The 23698-nt window shown below is 44.1% G+C and carries 25 protein-coding genes; 17 read left to right on the top strand and 8 right to left on the bottom strand.

The features are described 5' to 3' along the window. Positions 1-159: 159 nt before the first annotated feature. On the bottom strand, positions 160-243 hold the full coding sequence (speFL, locus tag JEZ96_RS19685; protein ID WP_224022194.1) for a leader peptide SpeFL: 84 nt from the start codon (positions 241-243) through the stop codon (positions 160-162). A 622-nt stretch (positions 244-865) separates the two neighbouring features. Between speFL and JEZ96_RS17895 the strand changes: the two genes are divergently transcribed. From JEZ96_RS17895 to JEZ96_RS17880, 4 genes are all read left to right on the top strand, one after another. Beyond that, positions 866-1216 carry a YkvA family protein gene (locus JEZ96_RS17895; RefSeq protein ID WP_011791050.1) on the top strand — a complete coding sequence of 117 codons (351 nt, stop codon included), beginning with the start codon at positions 866-868 and terminating at the stop codon, positions 1214-1216. 188 nt (positions 1217-1404) lie between these two features. Continuing rightward, positions 1405-2802, top strand: coding sequence for a hypothetical protein (locus JEZ96_RS17890; RefSeq protein ID WP_061783004.1), 1398 nt, complete (start codon positions 1405-1407; stop codon positions 2800-2802). Positions 2803-2804: 2 nt separating this feature from the next. Then, on the top strand, positions 2805-3842 hold the full coding sequence (locus tag JEZ96_RS17885; protein ID WP_025008202.1) for an acyltransferase family protein: 1038 nt from the start codon (positions 2805-2807) through the stop codon (positions 3840-3842). 82 nt (positions 3843-3924) lie between these two features. Next, complete coding sequence (locus JEZ96_RS17880; protein ID WP_025008201.1) at positions 3925-4515, top strand: hypothetical protein; 591 nt, start codon at positions 3925-3927, stop codon at positions 4513-4515. A gap of 165 nt (positions 4516-4680) precedes the next feature. Here the strand turns inward: JEZ96_RS17880 and JEZ96_RS17875 are convergent, their stop codons facing one another. Continuing rightward, the gene (locus JEZ96_RS17875; protein ID WP_025008200.1) at positions 4681-6240 is read right to left on the bottom strand and encodes an ATP-binding cassette domain-containing protein; all 1560 of its coding nucleotides are present in this window, start codon (positions 6238-6240) and stop codon (positions 4681-4683) included. Beyond that, complete coding sequence (locus JEZ96_RS17870; RefSeq protein WP_061783003.1) at positions 6237-7835, bottom strand: ATP-binding cassette domain-containing protein; 1599 nt, start codon at positions 7833-7835, stop codon at positions 6237-6239. The genes JEZ96_RS17875 and JEZ96_RS17870 overlap by 4 nt, the downstream gene beginning before the upstream one ends. 319 nt (positions 7836-8154) lie before the next feature. Here JEZ96_RS17870 and JEZ96_RS17865 point away from each other — a divergent pair, with 319 nt between their 5' ends. From JEZ96_RS17865 to JEZ96_RS17840, 6 genes are all read left to right on the top strand, one after another. After that, positions 8155-10272, top strand: a complete 2118-nt coding sequence (locus tag JEZ96_RS17865; RefSeq protein WP_061783002.1) for a TonB-dependent receptor — start codon at positions 8155-8157, stop codon at positions 10270-10272. 92 nt (positions 10273-10364) lie between these two features. Further along, positions 10365-11075, top strand: a complete 711-nt coding sequence (locus JEZ96_RS17860; protein ID WP_061783001.1) for a TetR/AcrR family transcriptional regulator — start codon at positions 10365-10367, stop codon at positions 11073-11075. Positions 11076-11147: 72 nt separating this feature from the next. Next, positions 11148-12089 (top strand): ABC transporter permease, encoded by a 942-nt coding sequence (locus JEZ96_RS17855; RefSeq protein ID WP_025008197.1) that lies wholly within the window; start codon positions 11148-11150, stop codon positions 12087-12089. Beyond that, complete coding sequence (locus tag JEZ96_RS17850) at positions 12086-13036, top strand: iron chelate uptake ABC transporter family permease subunit (RefSeq protein WP_014611500.1); 951 nt, start codon at positions 12086-12088, stop codon at positions 13034-13036. Before JEZ96_RS17855 ends, JEZ96_RS17850 begins: the two co-directional genes overlap by 4 nt. Continuing rightward, positions 13033-13815 carry an iron ABC transporter ATP-binding protein gene (locus JEZ96_RS17845; protein WP_014611499.1) on the top strand — a complete coding sequence of 261 codons (783 nt, stop codon included), beginning with the start codon at positions 13033-13035 and terminating at the stop codon, positions 13813-13815. The genes JEZ96_RS17850 and JEZ96_RS17845 overlap by 4 nt, the downstream gene beginning before the upstream one ends. After that, on the top strand, positions 13812-14813 hold the full coding sequence (locus JEZ96_RS17840; protein ID WP_014611498.1) for a siderophore ABC transporter substrate-binding protein: 1002 nt from the start codon (positions 13812-13814) through the stop codon (positions 14811-14813). The genes JEZ96_RS17845 and JEZ96_RS17840 overlap by 4 nt, the downstream gene beginning before the upstream one ends. A 106-nt stretch (positions 14814-14919) precedes the next feature. On the opposite strand, the gene JEZ96_RS17835 is transcribed toward JEZ96_RS17840, so the two are convergent. The 4 genes from JEZ96_RS17835 to JEZ96_RS17820 all read right to left on the bottom strand — a co-directional run bounded on the left by JEZ96_RS17835 (position 14920) and on the right by JEZ96_RS17820 (position 17538). Further along, positions 14920-15504, bottom strand: coding sequence for a YSC84-related protein (locus JEZ96_RS17835; RefSeq protein ID WP_011791038.1), 585 nt, complete (start codon positions 15502-15504; stop codon positions 14920-14922). A 150-nt stretch (positions 15505-15654) separates the two neighbouring features. After that, entirely contained in the window at positions 15655-16584 is a 930-nt protein-coding gene (locus JEZ96_RS17830; RefSeq protein WP_115016899.1) for a hypothetical protein, read from the bottom strand. 54 nt (positions 16585-16638) lie between these two features. Next, on the bottom strand, positions 16639-17040 hold the full coding sequence (locus JEZ96_RS17825) for a nitrous oxide-stimulated promoter family protein (RefSeq protein ID WP_011791036.1): 402 nt from the start codon (positions 17038-17040) through the stop codon (positions 16639-16641). Between the two features lie 138 nt (positions 17041-17178). After that, a complete protein-coding gene (locus JEZ96_RS17820; protein ID WP_011791035.1) occupies positions 17179-17538 on the bottom strand; it encodes a DsrE/DsrF/TusD sulfur relay family protein in 360 nt (119 codons plus the stop codon). Positions 17539-17809: 271 nt separating this feature from the next. On the opposite strand from JEZ96_RS17820, the gene JEZ96_RS17815 reads away from it, so the two are divergent. The 7 genes from JEZ96_RS17815 (at position 17810) to JEZ96_RS17785 (ending at position 23376) form a co-directional block, all read left to right on the top strand. Beyond that, the gene (locus JEZ96_RS17815; protein ID WP_025008194.1) at positions 17810-18691 is read left to right on the top strand and encodes a hypothetical protein; all 882 of its coding nucleotides are present in this window, start codon (positions 17810-17812) and stop codon (positions 18689-18691) included. Between the two features lie 126 nt (positions 18692-18817). After that, the gene (locus JEZ96_RS17810; protein ID WP_011791033.1) at positions 18818-19111 is read left to right on the top strand and encodes a SadB/YajI family lipoprotein; all 294 of its coding nucleotides are present in this window, start codon (positions 18818-18820) and stop codon (positions 19109-19111) included. 10 nt (positions 19112-19121) lie between these two features. After that, on the top strand, positions 19122-20576 hold the full coding sequence (locus JEZ96_RS17805) for a protein adenylyltransferase SelO (protein ID WP_011920168.1): 1455 nt from the start codon (positions 19122-19124) through the stop codon (positions 20574-20576). Between the two features lie 13 nt (positions 20577-20589). Continuing rightward, positions 20590-20913 carry a DUF3630 family protein gene (locus JEZ96_RS17800; protein WP_011791031.1) on the top strand — a complete coding sequence of 108 codons (324 nt, stop codon included), beginning with the start codon at positions 20590-20592 and terminating at the stop codon, positions 20911-20913. Between the two features lie 10 nt (positions 20914-20923). Beyond that, entirely contained in the window at positions 20924-21961 is a 1038-nt protein-coding gene (locus JEZ96_RS17795) for a serine/threonine protein kinase (protein ID WP_025008193.1), read from the top strand. 124 nt (positions 21962-22085) lie between these two features. Further along, positions 22086-22694 (top strand): thiol:disulfide interchange protein DsbA/DsbL, encoded by a 609-nt coding sequence (locus JEZ96_RS17790; RefSeq protein WP_011791029.1) that lies wholly within the window; start codon positions 22086-22088, stop codon positions 22692-22694. A gap of 469 nt (positions 22695-23163) precedes the next feature. After that, positions 23164-23376: a DUF1107 domain-containing protein gene (locus tag JEZ96_RS17785; RefSeq protein ID WP_011070699.1), complete on the top strand. Its 213-nt coding sequence runs from the start codon at positions 23164-23166 to the stop codon at positions 23374-23376. On the opposite strand, the gene JEZ96_RS17780 is transcribed toward JEZ96_RS17785, so the two are convergent. Then, entirely contained in the window at positions 23373-23594 is a 222-nt protein-coding gene (locus JEZ96_RS17780) for a cell division protein ZapB (RefSeq protein ID WP_011791028.1), read from the bottom strand. The genes JEZ96_RS17785 and JEZ96_RS17780 overlap by 4 nt on opposite strands. Between the last annotated feature and the right edge of the window lie 104 nt (positions 23595-23698).

The raw sequence follows: 23698 nt of genomic DNA, 5'->3' as shown, positions 1-23698 counted from the left end.
TGCGTGAATAGAGTAGCCGCAGAAAATCTGCACTAATAAAAGAATGCTTTGATAAGGGTGCGAGATAACAAACTAAGTTAATACAGTATGATAGGTGCCTACGTAAGTTGACACAATACCACTTTAGACCTGTTACTTAGTTTACTACCTGCGCTAGGATCAGCGGAGAAAGATAAATGAATGGTCGAAATAATCACGTTGACTAGGCATCATGATATGTCGTGTGCGCCGGATATGCGCCATAATTTTAGATTTCCTCTTCATATACAACTCCATTATGACTTAGAGAAAATGATAGAAACGTTTTATTACGGTATAGAGTTTATCTGTGTGTTATAAATAAAAATATGATCAGTGTCTTGTTTTTAATTAAGTGTAATTATTTATTTCATCTATTTTTGTATTTGTTAAAAGCAGTCAATCGTCCTTAAGTACCATTATCTAAATTACAAATGTAAATATCCTTAATGCATTATAGTATTAAATATTGCATAAAACATTTAATGATATTTTTCTAATTATAATTAAATGACTACTACAATGGTGAACATCATTTATAGCGCATGCCATATTTGAATTATTATGCATAAATATTCTTTATAAAATCATCTTTACCTATTAAAAGTGATAATGTTCTTAGATTTATTCTTAGATTTGAGGGGAAAGATCTGAAATTTGTCATTTGTGCCTAATATCGTGATTAGCTTGACGTAAATGGTGCTCGTTGACTTAGAGGCAGCAGTATACTGATTTCAATCGTTTTTTATGTTGTAAGTGTTTGACTGGTATTTAGGTTACTATTTTGCACTGTTCCCAGTGCTAAATCGTCGTACACTGTGAGAGCTATATTATTGGAGAGAATATCATGGCGGATGAGCAATTTACTGAAACGGGATTTTGGAGCAAAATCAAACTCTTTAGCCGTCAGGCGGGCAAGGATGTCATTGAGCGCGCTCTATGGCTCTATTATGCCGCGCAAAGGCCGAATACACCTAAGTGGGCTAAGTCGGTGATTTTTGGGGCCTTGGCTTACTTTATCTCGCCTTTGGATGCGATCCCTGACTTGACACCTTTAGTTGGCTTTACCGACGATTTAGGCGCTCTCGCTGCTGCTTTGACTATGGTAGCTCTATATATTGATGATGAAGTGAAATCCCTCGCAGCAGATAAACTGGCACTTTGGTTTGGGGATGAGTCACCTAATGCTAAAAGTTAAGTCTTCTGCGATGACTTGTAACACGAATATTTTACGGTAAAAATATGATTTTATTAGCAGTTACTGATTCGGTGTGAATTTTAGCGTGTTAAAGGGGAATTATTTTTTTGCAAATGTTTCACTATTGCTTAATTGCGCTATATGCTAACGCTGTTTTGTGAACTCATTGTGTGTGTTTAGGCCAAGAAATGAAAAATATGATGGTGGTGCTCCTATGGTTTTTAGGTGCCGCCGCTGCAATCCCCGCGTTTGCTGATAAGGCATCTCCAGAACAACTTGCCCGTCTATACCTCGATTATATGACTCAAAGTAGTCGCCAGAGTGAAGTACTGTGGCCGGGATTTAAGCTTGAGGATAAAGTCCATCTGTTTAGCTATGGTGGCAATGTGTGGTTACGCCAACCAGGAGGCGAGATCATCCAAGATAACAGCGTGTTAGAATCTGTTAACTTGCATTCTGGATTATCAGTCAACTTTGGATTTCCACAATATCAGGGGCTACCAGGTGTTTTAATTCAGTTTGAAGCGCCGACAATTCAATTTGCTGCTGACACAAAAATCACCGATTTATCCTTTTTAGTTTGGGCGGGTAATAGCTTACACGAAGCATTTCATTTTTATGCTCAGTCGGAATGGCGAATATTAGAAGAAGGACGCCGTTATGAAGGTGAGGTTTTTCCGCTCAATCTTGACGCTCGCTATTACCGCTTACAGTTATTTAATGCCTTGATGGTGGCGTTAATGCAACCCGAGCAACAGTCTGTACAACTGGGTTATGCCGCCTATTGGCTGCAGCTATGGCGTCAAATTGCACCTAACGAGGATAGGGTAGGGTATTTAAATGATCTCGTGGAAGGCAGCGCTAAGTATATCGAGTTAGTGGCAGGCGCACGCTTGTTAAGTCAAAATCAATCCTACTTGGGTTACCAAAAGCTGTTGTTGCAGTATGTTCATAATTATTATCAACAACAAAAGATGCTGGGTGGATGGGCTGCTGAGGCGGAAAATATCGGCGCTATTGCGGGCATATTATTAGATATCAATCAAGATCCCTATGTGTGGAAAGAATCGGTTATGTCAGGCATGTTAGCCGTAGATCTGTTGCTTAATCGTGTGAAGCCGATAGTGCCACCCGTTGAAAAACAGAGTGCGCAGAAAAAAAATTTACAGAATATGTTGGCCTATTATCCAGCAACTGATCAGAAATTAGCACAGTTGCTTAAGGATATTCAGGACCCTAAAGTGCCTTTACTCGTGATGCCAAGCGTGAGTGATAGCAGTAGTTTTATCGATGTGGGGGATGTGCGCTCAGGCTTTTACGTGGTGCCCTATCAAGGGGAGATGACACAAGCTTATTTAGGGATGAGTTCACAATTCAGCAACTTAAATGTTAATGGTAGTCCACTATTGGATGTCCCTCTACAGAATTATTGTGAGGGCATTGAAGCCGCAACTCTGTTACCTTTAGCATTTCCCTTCCAGCGCGAGGGGCAGTATTTAGTATTCAATGAACTGGAAATCCATGGAACAATCAGGGTTTCTGCAAGTGTTGTTGAGGGGCGAACTCTCTACTGTGCGATGAATTAATAATGAGAAAAAACCAACTCGAATTTACCTATATGCGTGGCATCGCGATTATCTTAATCGTACTTGGTCACAGTGTTTATAACTCTGGACAAGGGTTTCCACTGCTATTAGAAAACTTACTCAGGGGAGGCACTGCACTGTTTGTGTTTATCTCTGGCTATTTTTTTCATCGTATTTTCTACAAAGATTTTGATTATAGTAAGTTTATGAAAAATAAAGTACATAATGTACTTTATCCCTTTTTAATCGTGTCCTTTGTCGGCCTATTTTTCTTATGCTTGCGCTGGATATTCATGGAGCAACAACCGCTCGATAACGTGCTATTGAGTATCTTTTATACCGTGAGGAATGGTTATATCCTCTATCCCCACTGGTATATCCCCTTCATTATGGCGGTTTTTCTATTCTCGCCCGTATTTTTATGGTTTATCCGGTGTTCACAGTCGATGCGCTGGACACTCTTTATACTGAGTTGTGTGGTGGCTATTTATCTGCATCGCCCCATAGGTAACGTCAATTTTATTCATTCTATGGTGTATTTTATGCCCTTCTATTTGATAGGCATTCTATATTCACAAGATGAACATCTTGTGACACGCTTTGGAGGAATAATCACTGGATTAGCGATCATTTTCTTAGTCGTGAGTTTGGTTGAGCAGAGCTATATAGTGGGGCATATTGGTAACTATCATAAAGCGCCATTTGAATATAATGGTGTCGATTGGCAATTTATCCAAAAGTTATGTTTGTGTGTATTAGCACTGAATTTCTGTGAGTGGCTTTCGGGGCGCAGCCGTTTACCTTGGCTGATAGAGATAGCGGAGATGAGTTTTGCCATTTTCTTTATCCATCCTCTTTTCGATATGCTGATTGGTGTGGTCACTAAACTATTACGTTACCGTTTACCACCTGGGTCTTGGGTGACTAGCGTGCTGTTTTCTGCGGGGATTTTCATATTCCTCATGGTGGGCAGTATTATTACGGCACGGTTTATTAAAAAGCGCCTCGGCAATCGTTCTCGTACTTACATTGGTTGGTAATCCACACCACGAGCACAAGGGAAATTCAGTTTAAATTTATTCCCTTGTGCTAAGTTGTTTTTCATCAAAAATGGAGAACAATATGAAAAACAGCATTATCCTTCAGAGCCTTGGGCTCACAACGCTATCATTACTGGTCATGCCCTCACTCGCTAACACTGTTAAGCCACAGGATGCGTTTTTTGCGCAAATAGCGAGCCACTGTGGGCAAGCCTTTGCGGGCAAAGTGGTATCAGGTGATAGCGCCGATTCGGCATTTAGTGGTAAGCCGTTAGTGATGCATGTGCGTGAATGCACTGATATTGAGCTAAAAATTCCTTTTCATGTGGGTGATGACCACTCACGTACTTGGGTGCTGACAAAGACATCCCAAGGGCTTAGGCTAAAACACGATCATCGACATCAAGATGGCAGCGAAGATGCTGTGACCATGTATGGCGGTGATACTGTAGATGAAGGGACAAATCAAAAACAGTCATTTCCGATTGATAAAGAATCGATTGATAACTTTATGAAAAATGGTCTGACTCAGTCTGTGACGAATGTGTGGCATATGGCGATAACGCCAACGATGTTTAGCTATCAACTCACCCGTGAAAACCGCGATTTTAAAGTGGATTTTGATCTAACTCAGCCACAGCCTTTGCCACCCGCTCCGTGGGGACATAAGTAATTGTCAGTGATAGTGAAATGGTATTTATTAAATGATAAATACCATTTCCTATTAAATCAGGTGACTAAAATATTAACACTTACCACAAGTGAACAGCATGTGTTATTGCGCTATTCCTAAACTAAATAAAAACCCAGTTTTAGAGAGATACCGGGGTTTTATTGATTACCTCATGTCTATTATCTTAGTGGGTTGCCAGATAGTTTGATTGTGGTGGGAGACCAAAATTAGCGTGCATTTTTGTTCGCAAATCATCTCAGCAACGCGCTTTTCTGTCTCTTCATCTAATGCCGAGGTGGCCTCATCCATTATCAGAATTGGCGCATTTTTGATAAGCGCACGTGCTAAGGCAAGCCTTTGGCGTTCCCCTCCCGATAACCCTGCACCTTGTAAGCCGACTTCTTGGTAAATGCCCAGTTCTGATCTGTCTAATACTTCATCTAGCGCCACTTGGCGTGCTGCTTTATCTACGGCTTGATCGTCGGCATCAGGGTTACCAATGCGAATATTACTGGCAATGGTGCCTGTAAAGATGAGTGGATCCTGCGGCACATAGGCGAAAAAGCGGGCAAGTTCAGCAGTGGGGACTGACGTGAGTGGCACCTTACCCAAAGTGATCAGGCCTAGGGTGGGATCATCAAAGCGCATCAATAACTTAAGTAAGCTGGTTTTACCTGAACCGCTCGGGCCGCCAATCAGCACGCGTTCACCTGGCTCGATAGTGGCATTGATATTTTGCACCGCAGGAGGAAATGTTACGTTATTCAGTTCGATTGTATGACTGTTCGGTGTCTTTTGTTGTGCTTGGCTTGGCTCTTTGAGCGTTGGCGCATGAGTCGCTTGTCGATAGTGTTTAATAGCCGCTAGCTGATCATTAATGCCTATTCCCGCCACGGCGAGAGTCTCAAGTGGCGCCGCCGCGCGCATGGTCAACATCAAGACAGCGAGCAGCATTGTCGTATTGTTTATACCGGATAGCACCAGATAGAGTGCCATGCCTGCAATAGGTAAAAAGCTGGCGATAGCCGACAGTAATGTTGCTATAGCAGCGGCGCGATTAGTTCGTTCCAGTGCGATTTCTTGTGTTTGCCAGTTTTGCTCCAACCGTGTTGTTGCGCCGCTATATCCTGCTGCAGTGCGCAGTAACTCTAGGTGGTCGATCAGTTCAAGGGTTGACTGCTCTGCTGCTAATTCAGTGTTGTTTCGGTCCATATCTGCGCGGGCAAGTGCTCGTTGCGCCAAACTCTGAATCACAAATGACACCAGCAACAAGCTAGCCAACATCAGTACCAGTGGCATGCCACCGATCAATCCTATGCCAAAGGTAATGCAGAGTGGAATAAGCGGTGCATGAATAAATACCTGAAATTGATGTGCCGGAATACTCATAAAGCCAGGAATGCTCCGAGAGACAGTTTCTATGAGTAGTGTCCTGACACTCGGTGTAAACCAAGAGAGTTTAGCTTGTTGCATGGTCGTGCCTAAGGCACTGTAGAGCGCATTGGCCAGCCTTGCGCCAGCCCAAAAACCTGAACGCGAAGCCAGTATTGTGGTGAGTATGGTTATTGCGGCAATCGATAGCAGTTTTTGCGGTGATTGCTGCTCAATAATGGCTAAAGCCAGTTGAATGTAGCATGCCGCTTCCAATATGGCCGTCACAGCCCAACCGCAGGCAACAGGTATTAAGTGCTTTATGGCTGCGTAATCTTGGGGACGATTTATCATTGGCCTTCTCCTTCCCTGTGGTGCTTTAGTGCGAGCTTGTCATCCGCCAGCTCGGCAAGCGTTAAGTCATGGGTGACCATCACAATCGTTTTGTGGTTTGTTTTTGCGTGATGGCGTAGTGCTGTGAACACGTTAAACGCCGTTTCGCTGTCTAGGGCCGATGTGGGTTCATCAAGCAATATCACCCTAGCGGGTGAAAGAAACACACGGGCAAGGTTGACGCGCTGTATTTCACCGCCAGACAGTGTGCTTGCATGAGTATTTAAGGGTTTATCCAATTGCGCACAGTGTAATGCTGCTAAGTAATCGTCATCCGTGGCATCAGGTGCGGAGAGCGCGAGATTGTCGGCGATGGAGGTTGCTAGTAGTCCCGTACTTTGCGGTAATAGCATGATCGCGCGATTAATTGAGGCTTCATCCATCTCATTGAGTGCAATACCAGCGAGTCGAATATCTCCGGCATGTAGCGGCTCCATGCCAGCTAATAAGCGCAGTAATGTGGATTTGCCAACACCACTGATCCCTGTAACTGCCGTCACTCTGCCAGATCTAAATTGATAGTTAATGGGCACAGATTGATTGCTTGTAGACAGTGAAGGCACAACATTCGTGAGGGTGAGCTGCATATTTGCATTAAGCTCAATATTGCCGTTACCAACAGGAACTCTCGACTGCTCAAGAAAATCCGTTAGCCGCTGAGCGGCAGCGCGGCCCGTGGCAAGATAATCAAGCCCATGCCCGAGCTTTAGGGCTGGTGTGACAATGGCCAGACTGAAGAACAAGGCTGCAGCAAGCTTTTCTGGGGGCCATTCATACCCGATGGAATAGACAATGGCAAAAGTAGAGACAGCCTGCAGTAGTGATGTGGCCACTGCGACTGAAGTGGATACCTTGTTTACCCGCTCAATGATCTCCTCAATAAAATGCTTAGTTGCCTTTTGGTAGTCGACCATAGCACCCGTTTGTGCGCCATAAATGCGAAATACAGGTGCACCACGGGCGTAGTCATCTACTGCTGCAGTGATATTTCCCATCACATTGACTCGTGCTTCCCCCTGTTTTGCAGCAAGCCTTGGGATCACCATCAAATAGAAAAGCGCTGCGACTAGACCTGGGATAAGGGCAAGTAATGCCACTAAGCCAGCGCTTAAGATCAGCAAACCGATAGTGATGGCAGGGACAATGATAAAGGTCGCTAACTCAGAGGGTAAATGCGCGATCATATGATGCAATGACGCTATGTCATCGACCATTAATCGCTTTAACTTTTCGCCCTTATATTTTGCCAAAGTACTTGGTGGCAGCCTGACAAGATGCGCTGCAACATGACGCCTTAATCTTCCAGAAAATTGCGCCTCAGCATTGTGGTTAACCCAAGATGCGCCAGCTGATAGCAACGCTGACACGACCCCAAATATGAGCGCCCCCGCTAACCATAGCGAATGATGGCCAGCAATAAGTTGAATCATGCACCAGAGTGCACCTAGTGTCGTCACGCCAGCACCTGCCGCTAGCAGCATTCCGAAAGTGAGTGCGGGAATCGCCGGACGTAGGGCGAAGGCTAATGTTGAAGTGGGACTGAAAAGTCGCTGCATTTTAATGTTCACCTAAAAAATCGAAGTGGAACAGGCTGGGCTTCGGTCTGGAAAGTGTGATTAACACAAGGCCAATGAAGCGATGAAGTCTTGATATTGCAGAGTAAAAAATAGTCTGAGTGCCAGAGTTTATGGGCAAATGAACATCCACGAGCCAAATTCCTTGTTTCATAAAAATTGAACCGCCATGAGATGGCGACCATATTAAGCGGTCATTTTTATTTATCAACATAGTGTTGATAAATGTTTTGAACGGCGATAATATAATTGATAACCATTCTCATTGGCAACAAATCTTTCGTATAAGGAGTTATTACACATGCCCCGATTTGGTAAGTTTTACCCACAATCAAAGTGGGTTATCGGTTCTCTTGCGCTGGGGCTTAGCGCTATTTCAGGCTCAACTATTGCTGATAGTGGAACTGCTCCGGATAAGCAATCCAAGCAACAAGATGCAGCGGGAAATATTGAAGTCATCACAGTTTACGGTCAGAAAATCGAGCGCACGCTGAAGGAAACGGCGAGCTCAGTGACAGTGATCACTGAAGAACAGTTGAGGAAAAATGCGGACCAATCAACGATTTCTGAAATTCTCGGCGGTACGCCAAACTTAATTTATGCCGGAAATACCGATGCGCCCATTATCCGCGGTACGGATACCAAAGGGCCTGTTGCAGCGGGTAATGCCTATTTATCTAAGCCTGTACCCGGGGCAACTATCAGTGTTGATGGTAAATATCTGAGCCCCGCAGAACTGGATTTAGGCGCCGCAGGCGTGTGGGATGTGTCGTCTATTGAAGTCTACCGTGGTCCGCAAACGACCAGTCAAGGAGCCAACAGTATTGCTGGCGCCGTCGTGATCCATACCCATAACCCCACTTATACGCCAGAGTTTGCAGCGCAAGCACTTTATGGTAGTCGGAATAAGCAGCGTTTTTCGGTTATGGCATCTGGTGCGCTCAGTAATGACTTTGCCGCAAGAATTAGCGCAGATTACAGCGCTAGAGATACCTTTGTTGATTACGTTAACCCCGATTTTACTGCCCATGATTTAGATTTTGAGTTTAAAAACCAAAATCTACGGGCGAAGTTGCTATGGGAACCCGAAAAATACAGCAACTTTTCCGCCATGCTGACTTATTCCTCCACTGAGGCTAAACGTCCCAGAAACGAGGTGGTATCAGAACCCTATGATGACTTAGAAAATCGTTCAATTTTTCAGGATAATCAAGAAGCCAGCAATCATGTCGGAATTTTGGATCTTGAATATGTGTTCGACAATGGGATGAAGTTGCATAACCAACTGCAGTATTCAGAAGGGCAGTTTGATTATCGATTTGCAGCACCTTATCAAGGGATCGCAAAACGAGATAATGAAAACTTTTCGAATGATATAAGGCTGAACTTTGGTGACAAGAGTTCAGAGTTTAGTGGGGTTGCCGGTGTCTTCTACTGGGATGATAAAACCAACAACAAGCTGAACAACGTATTTGGTAATGCCGACGCCGACCTGAGACATACCAGTTTTGCCCCCTACGGTGAAGTCATATGGCGCTTCTCACCCAAGTGGGCATTCACCAGCGCACTCCGTTATCAGTCTGATGAAATTAGCCACGATGGTATTGCCAGCTACATCCCAAACGTGCGTCATCAATATGAAGAGACGTTTACGGCTTTATTACCTAAGGTTGCCCTGTCCTATGATCTGACAGATAACGTCTTGGTCGGCGCTATGATCAGTGAAGGTAACATTCCTGGGGGCACAGGCATTAATTTCCGCGGCGGCGAATATTATACATTCGATGCCGAATCGGCATGGAACTATGAACTTTTTACCCGTATCGATCTGCTTGAACAGCGCTTAATCATAAATAGCAATCTCTTTTACACCCGCTTTAAAGATTCACAACGTTCTGTTACTGACTACCTCGATGGACGACCCTTTGGTTCTGTCATTATTAATGCTGATGAAGCGCAAAGCTATGGGATTGAATTAGATTGGAACTTTAAAGTGGCGGATAGTTTTAGCCTATATGGTGGGCTGGGTTTACTTGAAACTGAGATAAGTGAATTTAATGACTACCGTGGTGAGGAGTTTGTCGGCAACGAGTTTAGTAAAGCACCAGGATATATGTTCAATATAGGGTTTGACTATTCAATCACAGACACTATCAAAGTGAGCGGTGATGTGCGTCATACGGATGGATACTTTTCAACGGATACCAATGAGCCAGAGTTAAGAGTGGGATCTTACACTACGGTAAACCTGAATTCTTCCTATCAAATCAACCAATATTTTGAAGCCTTTGTTTATGCACGCAATTTGCTGGATGAACGTGCACCCGTGGCAAAAATGGCTGACAGAAGTACCGGAGGCGTGGATGCATATTTACTTGAACCTCGAGAAATAGGTGTAGGCGTTAGGGCGAAGTTTTAGCGGCTAGCTTCTACCCGCTGTATTGGGTATTGCCATGCAGCGGGTAGCAAGAGCGGTTAGAATGGCATTTTTGCCTTGGAAACCTTATCGATATGACACAAGTACCGGATCAACCCACTCAAAAACGCCAGCGTGGCAGACCTAGCCGTATTTCCCGTGAGGCTATCGCCAGAGCTGCGTTGGTGATTGGGGTTGATCAAGCGACCATCCCTGCTATAGCCGCGCATTTAAAGGTCGATCATTCTTCCCTCTACCATCACGTAGCAGGTCGAAATGATGTTATCTCCATTGCTGCTGAGCTTGCTATCAATGAGCTTGACTGGCGAGCGCCAGCGGCCACCGATTGGCGGAGCGAATTGATCATATTGACCGATGCCATTTGGGCACTGTATGAGCGTCATCCTGGCCTCGCTGAATCTATTCATCAGGCCAGTGTTACCCCGTCATCGGGTATACGTTCTTTTGCTGAATCGGTCGAAAAGCTGCAACGCAAAGGCTTCTCCCTCGATGAGGCAGTGCTTGCCGTTGATATCTTAGTTGACATGGTGGGGGAGTGCTTTTTGGGATGGTGGTCAACCACTAAACCAGAAGCAGATGGCCGGACACGTAAAGAGCGAATTATCGCAATTTGGGAAGATGAAGCCACCAAGCTCCCTGATAAAGCTGAGCAGATAAATGCGATGGTAGACATCATGAAGGTGGGCGCCCGCAAATGGTGGGAGCGAAAACGTGACTTAGTGTTAGCGGGGATTGCCGTTACCCATGCCCAAAAGGCTGGGGGATCCGATAAGGCTCAAACATAGCGCGTCGATATGAAAACTTCATAGCGGCTGCAGATTAGTACAAGATTTATTACGTATAGGAAGTATCAGTTTGTGAAGGTGGTTTATGCACTGACGTGCTTTTTTGTGCTTTGTTTTGCCTCATTGCTGCTAGGCGCAAAGTATGCCTCTGTGACGCAGATGCTGACGTTATCGGATGATGTCTGGTTGGTGTTATCTGCGAGTCGTCTGCCGCGGCTCTTTGCCTTGATTTGCTCAGGTGTAGGGCTCGCTGTCTGTGGCGTGATATTGCAGCAGATTGTGCAAAACAAGTTTGTTGAACCTGCTACTTGTGGCGGGCTTGATGCCGCCAAACTAGGCATATTAATTTCAATCATTCATGCCCCGAGTATGGGTGTCACCGCCAGAATGTTGGGGGCTTTGGTTTTTTGCTTGCTTTTGAGCTTAGCCTTTATTCTGATTATTCGTGGTATTCGGTATAAGAGTCCGGTGCTCATTCCAATTATTGGGATTATGTTTGGCAGTGTACTCAGTGCGATAGCGGAACTTTATGCTTATCAAAACAATATGATGCAGAGTATGCAGGGATGGATGCTGGGTGATTTTTCAAAAATCGTGCAGGGTAACTACGAAATCATCTATCTGATCCTTCCCGTAGTCATACTGACCTACCTTTATGCACAGCGCTTTACCATAGTGGGAATGGGCGAAGGCTTAGCTACCACACTAGGCCTGAGTTATTTCAACCTAGTTATCTTAGGGTTAGTGCTGGTTTCCCTGACCATAGCGACCACAGTTATCACAGTCGGGAGCATTCCATTTATTGGTTTGATTATTCCTAATCTTGTCGCTATGCGTTACGGCGATAATTTAAAACGTACCTTGCCTATTATCGCCTTTGCTGGCGCAACACTACTGATTATCTGTGACTTGCTTGGTCGACTTGTTTTGTATCCCTTTGAAATTCCTATAGGTCTAACGGCAAGCTGTTTAGGTGGACTCATATTTTTAGTTATCGTTTGGAAAATCAAATGAAAGACAGTGCATGGCGTTTTTTGAGCTGGGGGCTGCCTATTATGTTGGCAGTCACATTTTTATTGATGGGCTCAGGCTTTGATTTTGACTATGTCATACCGAATCGATTGGTGCGTTTGGGCACTATTTGCCTTGGTGGTGTCTGTATTGCGTTTTCTTCGATATTGTTTCAGACCTTAGCCGGAAATCGCATTTTAACGCCATCTATCATGGGGTATGAAGGGGTGTACTTGATTTTGCAGGCATTGTTGATCCTTATCTTAGGGACGGGCAGCAGTATTCTGATCACCGCTAACAGCAATTTCTTTGTCTCAGTTGTGGTGATGTTGCTTTACTCAATGGCGATTCACCGCTGGCTATTTAGTGGAGATCGACATGATGTGTTCTTCCTACTGCTTGTGGGCTTAGTGCTCACTGTGGTGTTAGGCAGTTTTACTCAGTTAATCCAATATTCTATCAGTCCCGGTGAATTTTCAATTTTCCAGAGCTATAGCCTAGCGTCGTTCAACCGCGCTCAACCAGAGCAATTGCTTATCTCTTTAGTGCTTGTCAGTGCTGTGTGTATTGCCGCTTGGAGAGTGCGTGCTGTACTTGATGTATTACTGATGGGGCGGGAGCAAGCTATCTCTCTTGGTATTGATTATCAAAAAGTGGTGCGCCTGCTATTGGGTCTTATCGCGGTATTGGTCGCAATATCAACCAGTTTAGTGGGGCCGACTGCTTTTATGGGGATATTTGTCGCGAATATGGCCTATGCACTGGCAAGGCATCCGTCGCACTCATTTACCTTGATAACAGGATGCGCCGTTGCTATCTCGGTTTTTCTGATCGCGCAAATGCTTGTTGAGCATCTGTTTAATTATCAAACCAGTGTTGGGCTGTTAATTAATCTATTTTGTGGCGCCTATTTCTTTGTCTTAATTCTTAAACCTCGGAGCGCAGTGTGATAACCGTCAATAACTTATATCAGTCTTATGGCGCGAAACCTGTGCTAAAAAATGTCACTGCACAATTTCCCGAACATCAGATGACTTCTCTCATCGGCCCCAACGGTGCCGGCAAAAGTACCTTACTGATGTCGATTGGTCGGTTACTGAATATCCAGCAGGGCGAGGTATTACTCAAAGGTACTGCTATCCACAATATTCCCTTGAAGGATTATGCCAAGCAAGTGGCAACCATGCGTCAGTTTAACAGCCTCAATTTACGCCTGACGGTCAGGGAGTTAGTGGCATTTGGTCGTTTTCCCTATAGCCAAGGGGCACTCACAAAGGAAGATCATCGCGCCATTGATGAAGCGCTGTCGTTTTTAGCTTTACAGTCATTAGCCAATGTATTTATTGATGAACTTAGCGGCGGACAACGCCAAATGGCTTTTCTGGCAATGGCGATTGCGCAGCAAACGGATTATTTATTGTTAGATGAACCGCTCAACAATCTGGATATGAAACATGCCGTTAGCATCATGCGGGCACTTCGCCATCTGTGTGACGATTACAAACGAACGGTAGTGTTAGTGGTTCACGATATCAATTTTGCAGCTAACTACTCCGACTATATTGTCGGTATGAAGCAAGGCGTTGTGCACTGCGCTGGACCCGTTGAAGAGGTCGTCACAGCACAAAGGTTAAAAGCCCTGTACGAACTGGATCTTGAGGTGCTGAAAACGAACCAAGGAACAGTATGTAACTATTTCAACTTCAACTTACAAGGAGAATACAAGTGACGTCGAAATGTAGAAGTGGGACTAAAGTGATAGCGATTCTGTTATTTAGCTCGGCTTTTTTGCTGGCCTGCGACAATAAAACCGAGTCATTACAGCCTGCATCATCGGATACGAGTGCTTCAACGGTTGAGTTGGAGTTTGCCCCGATAGAGGTAGAGCATAAGCTGGGCACTACTGTTATTACAAAACGGCCAGTACGTGTTGCGGCCCTAGATATGAATGAAGTCGACTATCTCGAACAGTTGGGTATTCCTATTGTCGGTATGCCAAAGGATTTTGTTCCTTACTACCTGAAAGACTACAGCAACAATAGTGATATCGTTGATTTAGGTGCTATCGTTCAACCCAATATGGAACGTATTTATGCACTTAAACCCGATTTGGTGCTAATGTCATCCGTTCAAGCTAGTCATTATCAAGCGCTTTCCAATTTGGCACCAACCATTCATTTGGATATTGATTACCAAGACAGCAACAGCGATTACTTTGATATAGTCACAAAACACTTATTGATGCTGGGGAAATTATTCGATAAGCAAACCTTGGCAAAACATAAAGTGGATGAACTGGAAACTAAGATCCAAGCCGCCAGAATGGTGATTAAGGACAGGCCAGAAAAAGCCTTGGTGGTGCTACATAATAATGGCGCTTTTCGATTTTTAGGTATTCGTTCTCGGTATGGGTTTATTTACAGTGCGCTAGGGGTGAAACCTGCCAGCTTATCAGAGCAGATGGGACTGCACGGCCAACCTGTATCAAGCGAGTTTATTCTTGAAAACAATCCCGACATCATTTACGTGGTTGACAGAACCGCAGTGATGGAGCGAAGCCCTGTATTGGATAAACAATCTATCGATAACCCTCTCTTGCGTGAAACTAACGCTTGGAAGACGGGGAACATTATTTTTGTGGATCCCGAGGCTTGGTATATAACTGGGGCGGGCATAACATCCCTTAATATTATGATTGATGATGTGTTAAAGGGTTACGTAAAGTAGCTGACGACCCATAGCACGGTTTATCTTGAAGATAAAATAACGGCGAGTGATATCACTCGCCGTTTACATTGGAGGGAAAAGATTTAGCTTAAATGCTAAGGTCGTTTTAGTTAGCTCTAGGCTCAAAAGTGAAAGATTGTCCCGCTAACGCCGCTTCAAACATTAAGCCACCTTTTGCTGCGGTAAATACTGCCATACCATTGATATAGGCCCCAGTCGCGGATTGGTTTCCACCGGATTGGCCTGCAGCTGCAGAATTACCCTTAGTTCCCGCTTGTGCATTTGCCCCCATATTTATCGCAACAGCAGAAGCTTGGGCGTCGAACTCGAAACTACCGCTTGTAAAGGCATCGTAGGATTTTGCATCTTTAAAGAAGATGATTTCGCTGTAGGCTTGTCCTCCTAACTGAAAGCCTATGGATAGCTGAGTCATACTAGAATCACCAGTATAGACACCAGCTTGATAGACTCGTCCTTTTCCGTAGGCAGCACCTATGCCAATACCGCCTTTCCCGATTGTTGGGAATAGGGCATAACCATAGGCAGTATCGAAAAATTTACGGGTTTCTTTTGCTTGATGGAAATTCGCTAAGGCTTTGTTATAGCTGTCATCTGCTCGTGTAGCGGGGGCGGTAAAGAGGCTCACAATAAGGCATGTTGATACAGCAATTGCAGTTAAAAAAGATTTCATATGGATTCTCCTCAAGTACTCAGTTCCATCAGAGTACCCTTAATAGTGAATAATGACAGCTAATTACTGTGTTCATGTCAGCCGAGGTTCAGTTTGCTAGAGAAACGGCGAGGTTGATGCAGTATTGGATATTGAATCATGCTTTTAGTTCTAAGCGTTGTGTTTAGATTCTGCGGATTTGTCACTGACTTCATTCGATTCTTGTTGAAGGTGTTGCAGAAAGTCAAACTCCTCTGGAGTAAGTAGTTCTTCTGTTTGGGCTGTGGTTGTCGGTGTTGTAGGCGCAGCAAGATGCCCTTTTAAATAGGCGATACGGGTAATTTGTTTTAGGCCATAGGCTGCGAGTAAATAGATGCTCAGTAATAAGGTTAGTCGGGGTAAAGCGTGGGAGAATATGGAGAGTGAGTCACCAAGATAAAAGGGGATAACAACGACAAATACGCGGATAAGCCAGTTAAGTAACATGGCTAAGGTTAGGCTAAAAAGCCAACGAAAACGGATTAAACGTAGGCTTGCCTGTGGTGCGTTGGGGGACTCTTGTTTGGGTACTTTGTAGCGTCTAAATAAAATCCACAGAGCAATAAAATATCCGCAGGTTTGTATCGAAAGTAACAGAGGTAACAGGATCCCCCAGTGGCTGATATCAATATTGATTTGATGCAGGATAATTTCAGCTTGAAACCAAATCGGATTTTTTTCTAAATCTATCCTGAGGAAGATATCGATTACTGCGATAAAAAGAGTAAAAATGGATGGCCAGTAATGTTTTGAAAAGCCAATAGGTTCAAAGCGTTGCTCTAAACTGCGTTTGCAATAAAGATAGAGCAAAGGCATAAGTAGGAAATATATTGGATTGATAAGATTAAATAAAATATGAATAGGGATCGGCGTATTATCGCGATTAAGCATGCCTGTGAGAAAGTAAAGTGCAATAAGACTGAGAAAGCTTGCCAGAAGTTTTTGATTACCGTCTGCGTGGTAAAAATAGCGAATATAAATAGCGAGTGCGAGGCAATGCAAGCCTCCAAGTAATGATAACCACCAATAAGCTTGAGCGAAAAAAGTATTAAATTCGTTCATGTGCGACACCTCGAGCCTTGTTATAACAGGGAAATGGGTGTCGCAAAAGTGTTACTAGGGGTTTTTCTTTGAATTGGCTATGCGTTGATGTCGATTGGATGCGGCCTCTGGCACTGTATCCGGAACAGGGACCCGTTCGGCGAGTAGGTGTTTAATAGCGCGTATCGGATGAGGTAACAGCATACGAGGTCCTGAGTAAATCATAATTTCTTTCACGATTTGTTTCTGGACGGGCTTGTAACAATGCACGGGGCATTTATTGCAGGTCGGCTTGTTTTGGCCGTAAGGACAGCGATCTAAACGAGTTGCGGCATAATCTAATAATTCAAGACAATCAGAACACAGACCATTTTCATCTTGTCCTTGGTGGTGTGCCTTGCAATAAATTTTCGCCATGGCAGCTATGGTTTGGTGTTCGTATAGAAGCTTGCCTGTGAGTAGTTCCGCTGCGTCCATTTGAATACCTTAGTCAGTTACTCGGATATCCTATCATAAGCAGTGAGATTGGCGCTGACAAAAGAGATGCGCCAATTTATGAAGGTGCGCACAAAATAAGGCTTTAAATTGATCAAGAAAATAATCTTAAGGTGCATCTTAAATATGGATGACTTTATCTGCGGCTAAGGTCCAACGAGTTAAATCCTGTAGTGTGCCAATGTCAGCGCCTTCAATAATCATCTCTGCATTCACACCACGTGCCTGTGCGCAGGTTTTACAGAGTAAAATAGGGACCTGTTGTGCGCTGAGGATTTCAAACATTTGTTGTAAGTTGTAGCTTAAATCCGGTGTTGTTTGGTTTTTGAGGGCACCAAAAATGGCATCTGACATTAAAAAGATCTTTAGACCTATCTGTTGTTCCTCTTGATCTTGCAATGCCATGGCAATCCGTAAGGTATTAAATAATTTTTCTGTGCCGTATGGGCTTGCATGGGCGACGATCAGTATTTGTTGCATAGCATTCCTTTTTTAGTGTTGCAAAATGTTGACTTATCGCTAAGTGGGGAGATAAAGCTTAAGTTTAATGCAATTTATTATAACGATTTGAGTGTAAGATCGTATAAAAAGGCATAATTACTTGATTTACACTGATAGTATGGACTTTAATAGCGGTTAATCTCTGCTCAATTTTTAGATAAACCCCGTTGCCAGCCACCTCAAGGGATATGGCTTGGTAAGCCAATTGACACAGCTTCTGACGAGAAGCGGCCATCAAAGGTGAACAAGAATGAAGATCATTGTCGTAATAATACTGATTGCAATCGGTGTATTCCTATTTCGTCGCGCGCAGCGCTTGGCGAAAGAGGAGCAAGAAGCAATAACACCTAAAAAGACGACTGAAAACTCTACGGTTTATACTGAGCATCCTGAGCAGGTTGAAACAACCACCGCCGTTAATGAGGTAAAGGCCGTCGTTTTGCCAGAATCTGAAGTTGTTACCGCAAAAGAAGTTGAAGCAGAGCTAATGCCCCGCGAACCTCAAGCTCAGACGGCGTCTCAAACACACACTCTTCATATTGCTCCTGATGTTAACGAGGCAGATGCGCCAGCAGCCCATAACGAAGAAGCGGTTATTATTTTAGGCTCGCCACCAAATGAAATGGGTGATCCAGTTGAAACCACACCTAAATTCGAGCCAATATCAGAGCTGGCTGCGCAATCCACATTAAATATGGACTCAGCTTCCTCGACGTCAGAGATCAGTTTTGCCGCGCCAGATACGTGGGCAAATATCACATTACAACGCGCCTTTGAAGAATATCAACAGGCGGGCTCTGCCCTTGAACGATACACCGCGCTACAAAATATGATTGGTGAGTGTTACAAGCAGCGTAAATCTGCGGATTATCTTAACTATGGCGCTCAGCTAACACAGCCTTATCTTGCACTTTTCCACGCCGTTTCTGCAGAGAAAGACAAAGTGTCTGAGCTAAAAACCTCCGGTTTTTTACAACTCGCTACATTACTCAGTGATACTCAGGCATTTGATGCCGCTATTGCACTGTGCCAAGAGGCATTACTGCTAGGCTTAAGTGATGGCACTGTGACGGGCTTTGAGGGGCGAATTAGTCGTATCGAAAAAGCTCAGGCAAAAGTAGCAAAGGTTTAACGTAAATGAGTGGATTAATCCCTTAGGTGAAAAGCGGTTATTTCCCTCGCTTAGGCAGTGTAGAATCCAGCTTAACTGAATGCGCAAAAGCGAACTAAGGTTCGCTTTTTTTATGGGGTAGAGAAGATGAAGTTACGTTATACCTTGCCCAGTGTCCTGTTGGGATTATGGCTACTGAGTGGATGTACTAAAGCGCCTGAATGGACTCTTTTCTATTATCCTAATACCGATATAGTGCCTGCAGAGTCTTTGCAAGTTGATGATATTAATGGTTATTACGATACGTTAGAGCAGTGTCAGCGTAAGGCGCTTGGGATGCAGCGTTTAAGTCAGTCTAGCACTGCTGGAGTGTATCAATGTGGGCATCTGTGTGAGATTGATGCTAACTCTGTGCTTGTTTGTAAGACTTTGAGTCAATAGGCGGGTAAGTATGCAGTTTAAGCAGGATTTTTTTACTCAATTACCTGAGTTTTATTCTCAAGTATATCCGCAGGGACTCAGTCATCCACAGTGGTTAGCGTGGAGTCATGATGCTGCCCAATTGATAGGCTTAACTCAACCTACGGACGAGTTACTGTTGGGGTTATCGGGTAATGCCGCCATCGATGGCGCCACTTATTATGCTCAAGTGTATAGCGGCCACCAATTTGGCGGGTATACACCGCGTTTAGGCGATGGCCGCTCAATTATTTTAGGTGAAGCGATAGGGCCGAATGGCGCATGGGATGTGGCACTTAAGGGCGGTGGTCCAACTCCATACTCACGTCATGGTGATGGCCGCGCCGTGATGCGCTCAGCTGTGAGGGAGTTCTTAGTCTCGGAAGCCTTATATCATTTACATGTACCTACGACTCGCGCCTTAGCCGTAATCGGTTCGGATATGCCTGTCTGGCGTGAGAGCCAAGAAACTGCGGCGATTACCGTGCGTTTAGCTCGTAGCCATATTCGTTTCGGCCATTTCGAATTTTTCTGCCACAGTGAACGCGGACGTGCCGATAAGCTGCTCCAATTACTCAACTTCACTATTACTCAGCATTATCCTCATTTGAGTTGCGATCCATCGGGTTATAAAGCGTGGTTTTTACAGGTCGTCCAAGATACCGCTAAGATGATTGCCCATTGGCAGGCGGTGGGTTTTGCCCATGGGGTGATGAACACCGACAATATGTCGATTTTAGGGGATAGTTTTGATTTCGGCCCCTTTGCCTTTCTTGATACTTTTCAAGAAGATTTTATTTGCAATCATTCCGACCCTGAAGGCCGTTATGCCTTTGGTCAGCAACCTGGGGTCGGTTTATGGAATTTGCAGCGTTTAGCGCAGGCGCTCACGCCTGTGATCCCATCCGATGATTTAATTGCCATTCTTAATCAATACCAAGAGGCGCTAGTACAGACCTATTTGCTGTTAATGCGCGCCAAATTGGGGCTGACAACATTGGATAAATCAACGGCCGAGCAGGATAAGCAAGATCTTGAACTTATAGGTCAATTCACTGTGTTGATGGAAAAAAACCAACTGGATTACGCTCAAACATGGCGTCAATTTGGTCAGTTAGATCCAAGGAGTCAACATAGCTCTCTACGGGATGATTTTATCGATACTCATCAGTTCGACACTTGGTATAAAGCTTATCAGCTTAGATTAGGGGACGTTACGGATATTGCGGCTTGGCAAACTGAGCGTAATAGTGTCAATCCTAAATATATTTTGCGCAATTATTTAGCTCAAGAGGCGATAATTGCCGTAGAAGAAGGTAACCTTGCGCCACTGCAGCGTTTGCAACAAGTGTTGAGTCAGCCATTTGCAGAACAAGTTGAACATGATGAGTTAGCTAAGCGTCCACCCGATTGGGGCCAAGGGTTAATTATGTCATGTAGTAGTTGATTGGATAAAAAGCATGAAATTACCGAGCTCTCACATAAAAGCCATTAGCATAGATGCCATTAGCTTAGATAAAAACGCATTAAGTCTATCGATCAGTGCTGATATCGATTTTGACCGCTTCGCCGATTTTGCCGAGCCGCTGGTGGCCGCATTAGATTGCACGGTACGCGAACGCCAATGGGGTGCAGATAGGCACCAATGGTTATTGGAGTTTGAGGGGACTCAACTCTGGCTAAACTATGAGTTTTACGGCAACATTTGCTGGCTTTCGGCTGAACGGGAAGCTGATTTTGACGTGTTAGAATATTTAGCGACTTTGCTGAAATCTCACCTATAAGTGAATCCATATGAGCCCAGAACAGCTTAATCAAAGCAATATGCCATCAGCAAACCAAAGCAGCGGCGCTGAGTTTCATTTTCAAGCTTTAACACCTGACTTGATCTTAGATGCGATAGAGAGTCTCGGCATTTATCCCGAAACTGGCTTACTTGCGCTTAATAGTTACGAGAATCGTGTATATCAATTCCGCAGCGACGAAGGGGCGCGTTTTGTGGTCAAGTTTTATCGCCCAGATCGTTGGAGTAATGCTCAAATTCAAGAAGAGCATGATTATGCTCTGGCCCTCGCTGCTGAAGATATACCTATGGCGGTGCCAGTGATCTTGAATGGAAACACATTGCATGAGTATCGAGGTTATCGATTTACTCTATTCCCCTCCTTGGGCGGCCGCGCTTTTGAGGTCGATAATTTAGAACAGCTGGAATTAGTTGGCCGATTTATCGGTCGCATCCATCAATATGCCGCGCAGGAAGTCTTTTCTGAGCGAGAACCATTGAACCCACAGATCCTAGGTGAAGAACCTCTGGCATGGTTAAAGCAGTCTGATCTGGTCCCTACGAGTTTACGGCTGCCATTCTTCACTGTCGTGGAACAAGTGCTCGCGAAGGCAAATGCCATTTGGAAACGACAAGCTTTTACCTCCATTCGTCTGCATGGCGATCTGCACCCTGGCAACATCCTATGGACGCCTAACGGCCCAGGTTTTGTGGATTTAGACGATGCGCGTATGGGGCCGGCAATTCAAGATCTGTGGATGATGTTAACGGGTGACAGGCAACAGCAATTGATGCAGCTTGAGATTTTACTCGAAGCCTATGAAGAGTTTTGTGAGTTTGATACAAGACAATTGGTATTGATTGAACCTCTGCGTGCACTACGTATGGTGCACTATAATGCTTGGATTGGCAGACGTTGGCAGGATCCTGCTTTTCCAATGAACTTCCCGTGGTTTGGGGATGAAAAATATTGGGAGCAGCAGATTTTAGCCTTCAAAGAGCAATTATTTGCCTTGGATGAACCACCGTTAAGTTTAATACCTTATTAAAAGGCTGATTGCTGACTTCTTCTGTGACATTAGATTGAACTCTTAGGCTTGAGTTACACTCAAAAATGGGAATATGTTAGTCTTCGGTACAAAACTATTTATAAAATTGATTTAAGGAATTTTAATGAAAAAAGCATTACTCATGGCAGCGGCTCTATTACTGGCTCCAATGGCAGCATTGGCTGCGCAATACCAAGAGGGTGTACATTACACTGTCATCAACGACGGCCCTGCAACGGCAAAGCCTGAGATCACTGAATTTTTCTCATTCTATTGCCCGCATTGTTACACGTTTTCTAAAACTGTCGTGCCTAAAATCTTGGCAGAAAAGCCTGAAGGCATCGCTTTTAACCAAGCACATGTTGATTTTATTGGTAAAGAAATGGGCGTAGAAATGTCACGTGCCTTTGCCGTTGCGCACCAATTAAAGGTCGCTGATAAGGTGGAACCCGCATTATTCTCCGCTATTCATGATAAAAAACAGCATTTTACAAGCCGAAATGATATCCGTGCGATTTTTGTTGCTAATGGTGTTGATGGTAAAAATTTCGATGCAGCAGCAGAATCTTTTATGGTTAACGCACAAATGTCAAAGATGAAGCGTGATACTGAAAACGCTAAGCTAACGGGTGTGCCTGCGATAGTGGTTAATGGAAAGTATCGCGTTGAAACGGGAGCGATTAAGTCATACGACGAACTGTTAGAGATTGCGTATTTCCTTGCGAGAAAATAAGGCAAATTGCATTAGCACACCTGTGACATGATCGCGGACTTTTGCCAAAAGCATAAATATCAGAGGAGCCTAAGGGCTCTTTTGATATTTATCGCCCGATATAATGATTTTGACACCGTTAGAATAATGCGAAATGGGGGGATCTCAACCACTATTACATTTACCTATAAATGGGCAAAAAAAAACCGTACCTCCTATTGGAGAGCACGGACTTGAGCCATATGACCCATTTTTACCCTGAGTAACGCGTTTAATCTATCAGAGTGTCAAAAAAATGGCAAGCGTCATTATTATGACGTTCATGTTGATGTTGTTAGATACGCTAATATCTATATTCACACTAAATCAGTGGATTAGCTTTCTGTCGTTATAAAATATGAAAAAAATACCAGAAAAATGAAACTCAAACGGTAAAAGCTGTGTCAAACCACTGTATTCAATAACAACAAGAATGCTTGTAGGTGGTTATATGAGAGTTTTCCCTGTTTACGCACCTAAGCTTATCGTTAAGCACGCGCGTATTTTCCTTACTGGTGTTATTTGGGTTAAAGATTTAGGGCGATTAGAATTTGAGAAAGGTCGGTTTTTGTTGCCAAGAAAAAGCCTGCCAAAGGTAAAGCAGGCTATTTTAGAACTCAATGAATTGATTGAAGCTCAAAATCATCAAACAAAAACAGCTTAGATTTCGCTGTTGAGCAGACCAACCAGTCCAGTGACTTTTTCGTTCCAAGAAGCGAGTTCTTGCTGCAGTTGTTGGTTTTGCTCGTTCAGTTGTTGATTGTGCTCACTCAAAGTTGAAGATTTTTGCTTCTCTTCTTCAAGCTCCATTTTAAGAAGCTCGATAGTTTCGAGTGTAGCCTGGATTTTGGTTTCCAGTTTGGACAGTAATTCAAGGCTCATCTGGAGAGTCCTATAGTTTCTGGATGGGACTGTGATTCTAGCAGTGCCAAGAACATAAGGAATAGTGATTCTTGCCGTTTGGCGAAAAAATACCCGATAACAGT

Source organism: Shewanella putrefaciens, assembly GCF_016406325.1.
Taxonomy (GTDB): Bacteria; Pseudomonadota; Gammaproteobacteria; order Enterobacterales; family Shewanellaceae; genus Shewanella; species Shewanella putrefaciens.
The sequence above is the reverse complement of the archived record's forward strand: the minus strand, read 5'-3'. Positions and strand labels throughout refer to the sequence as shown.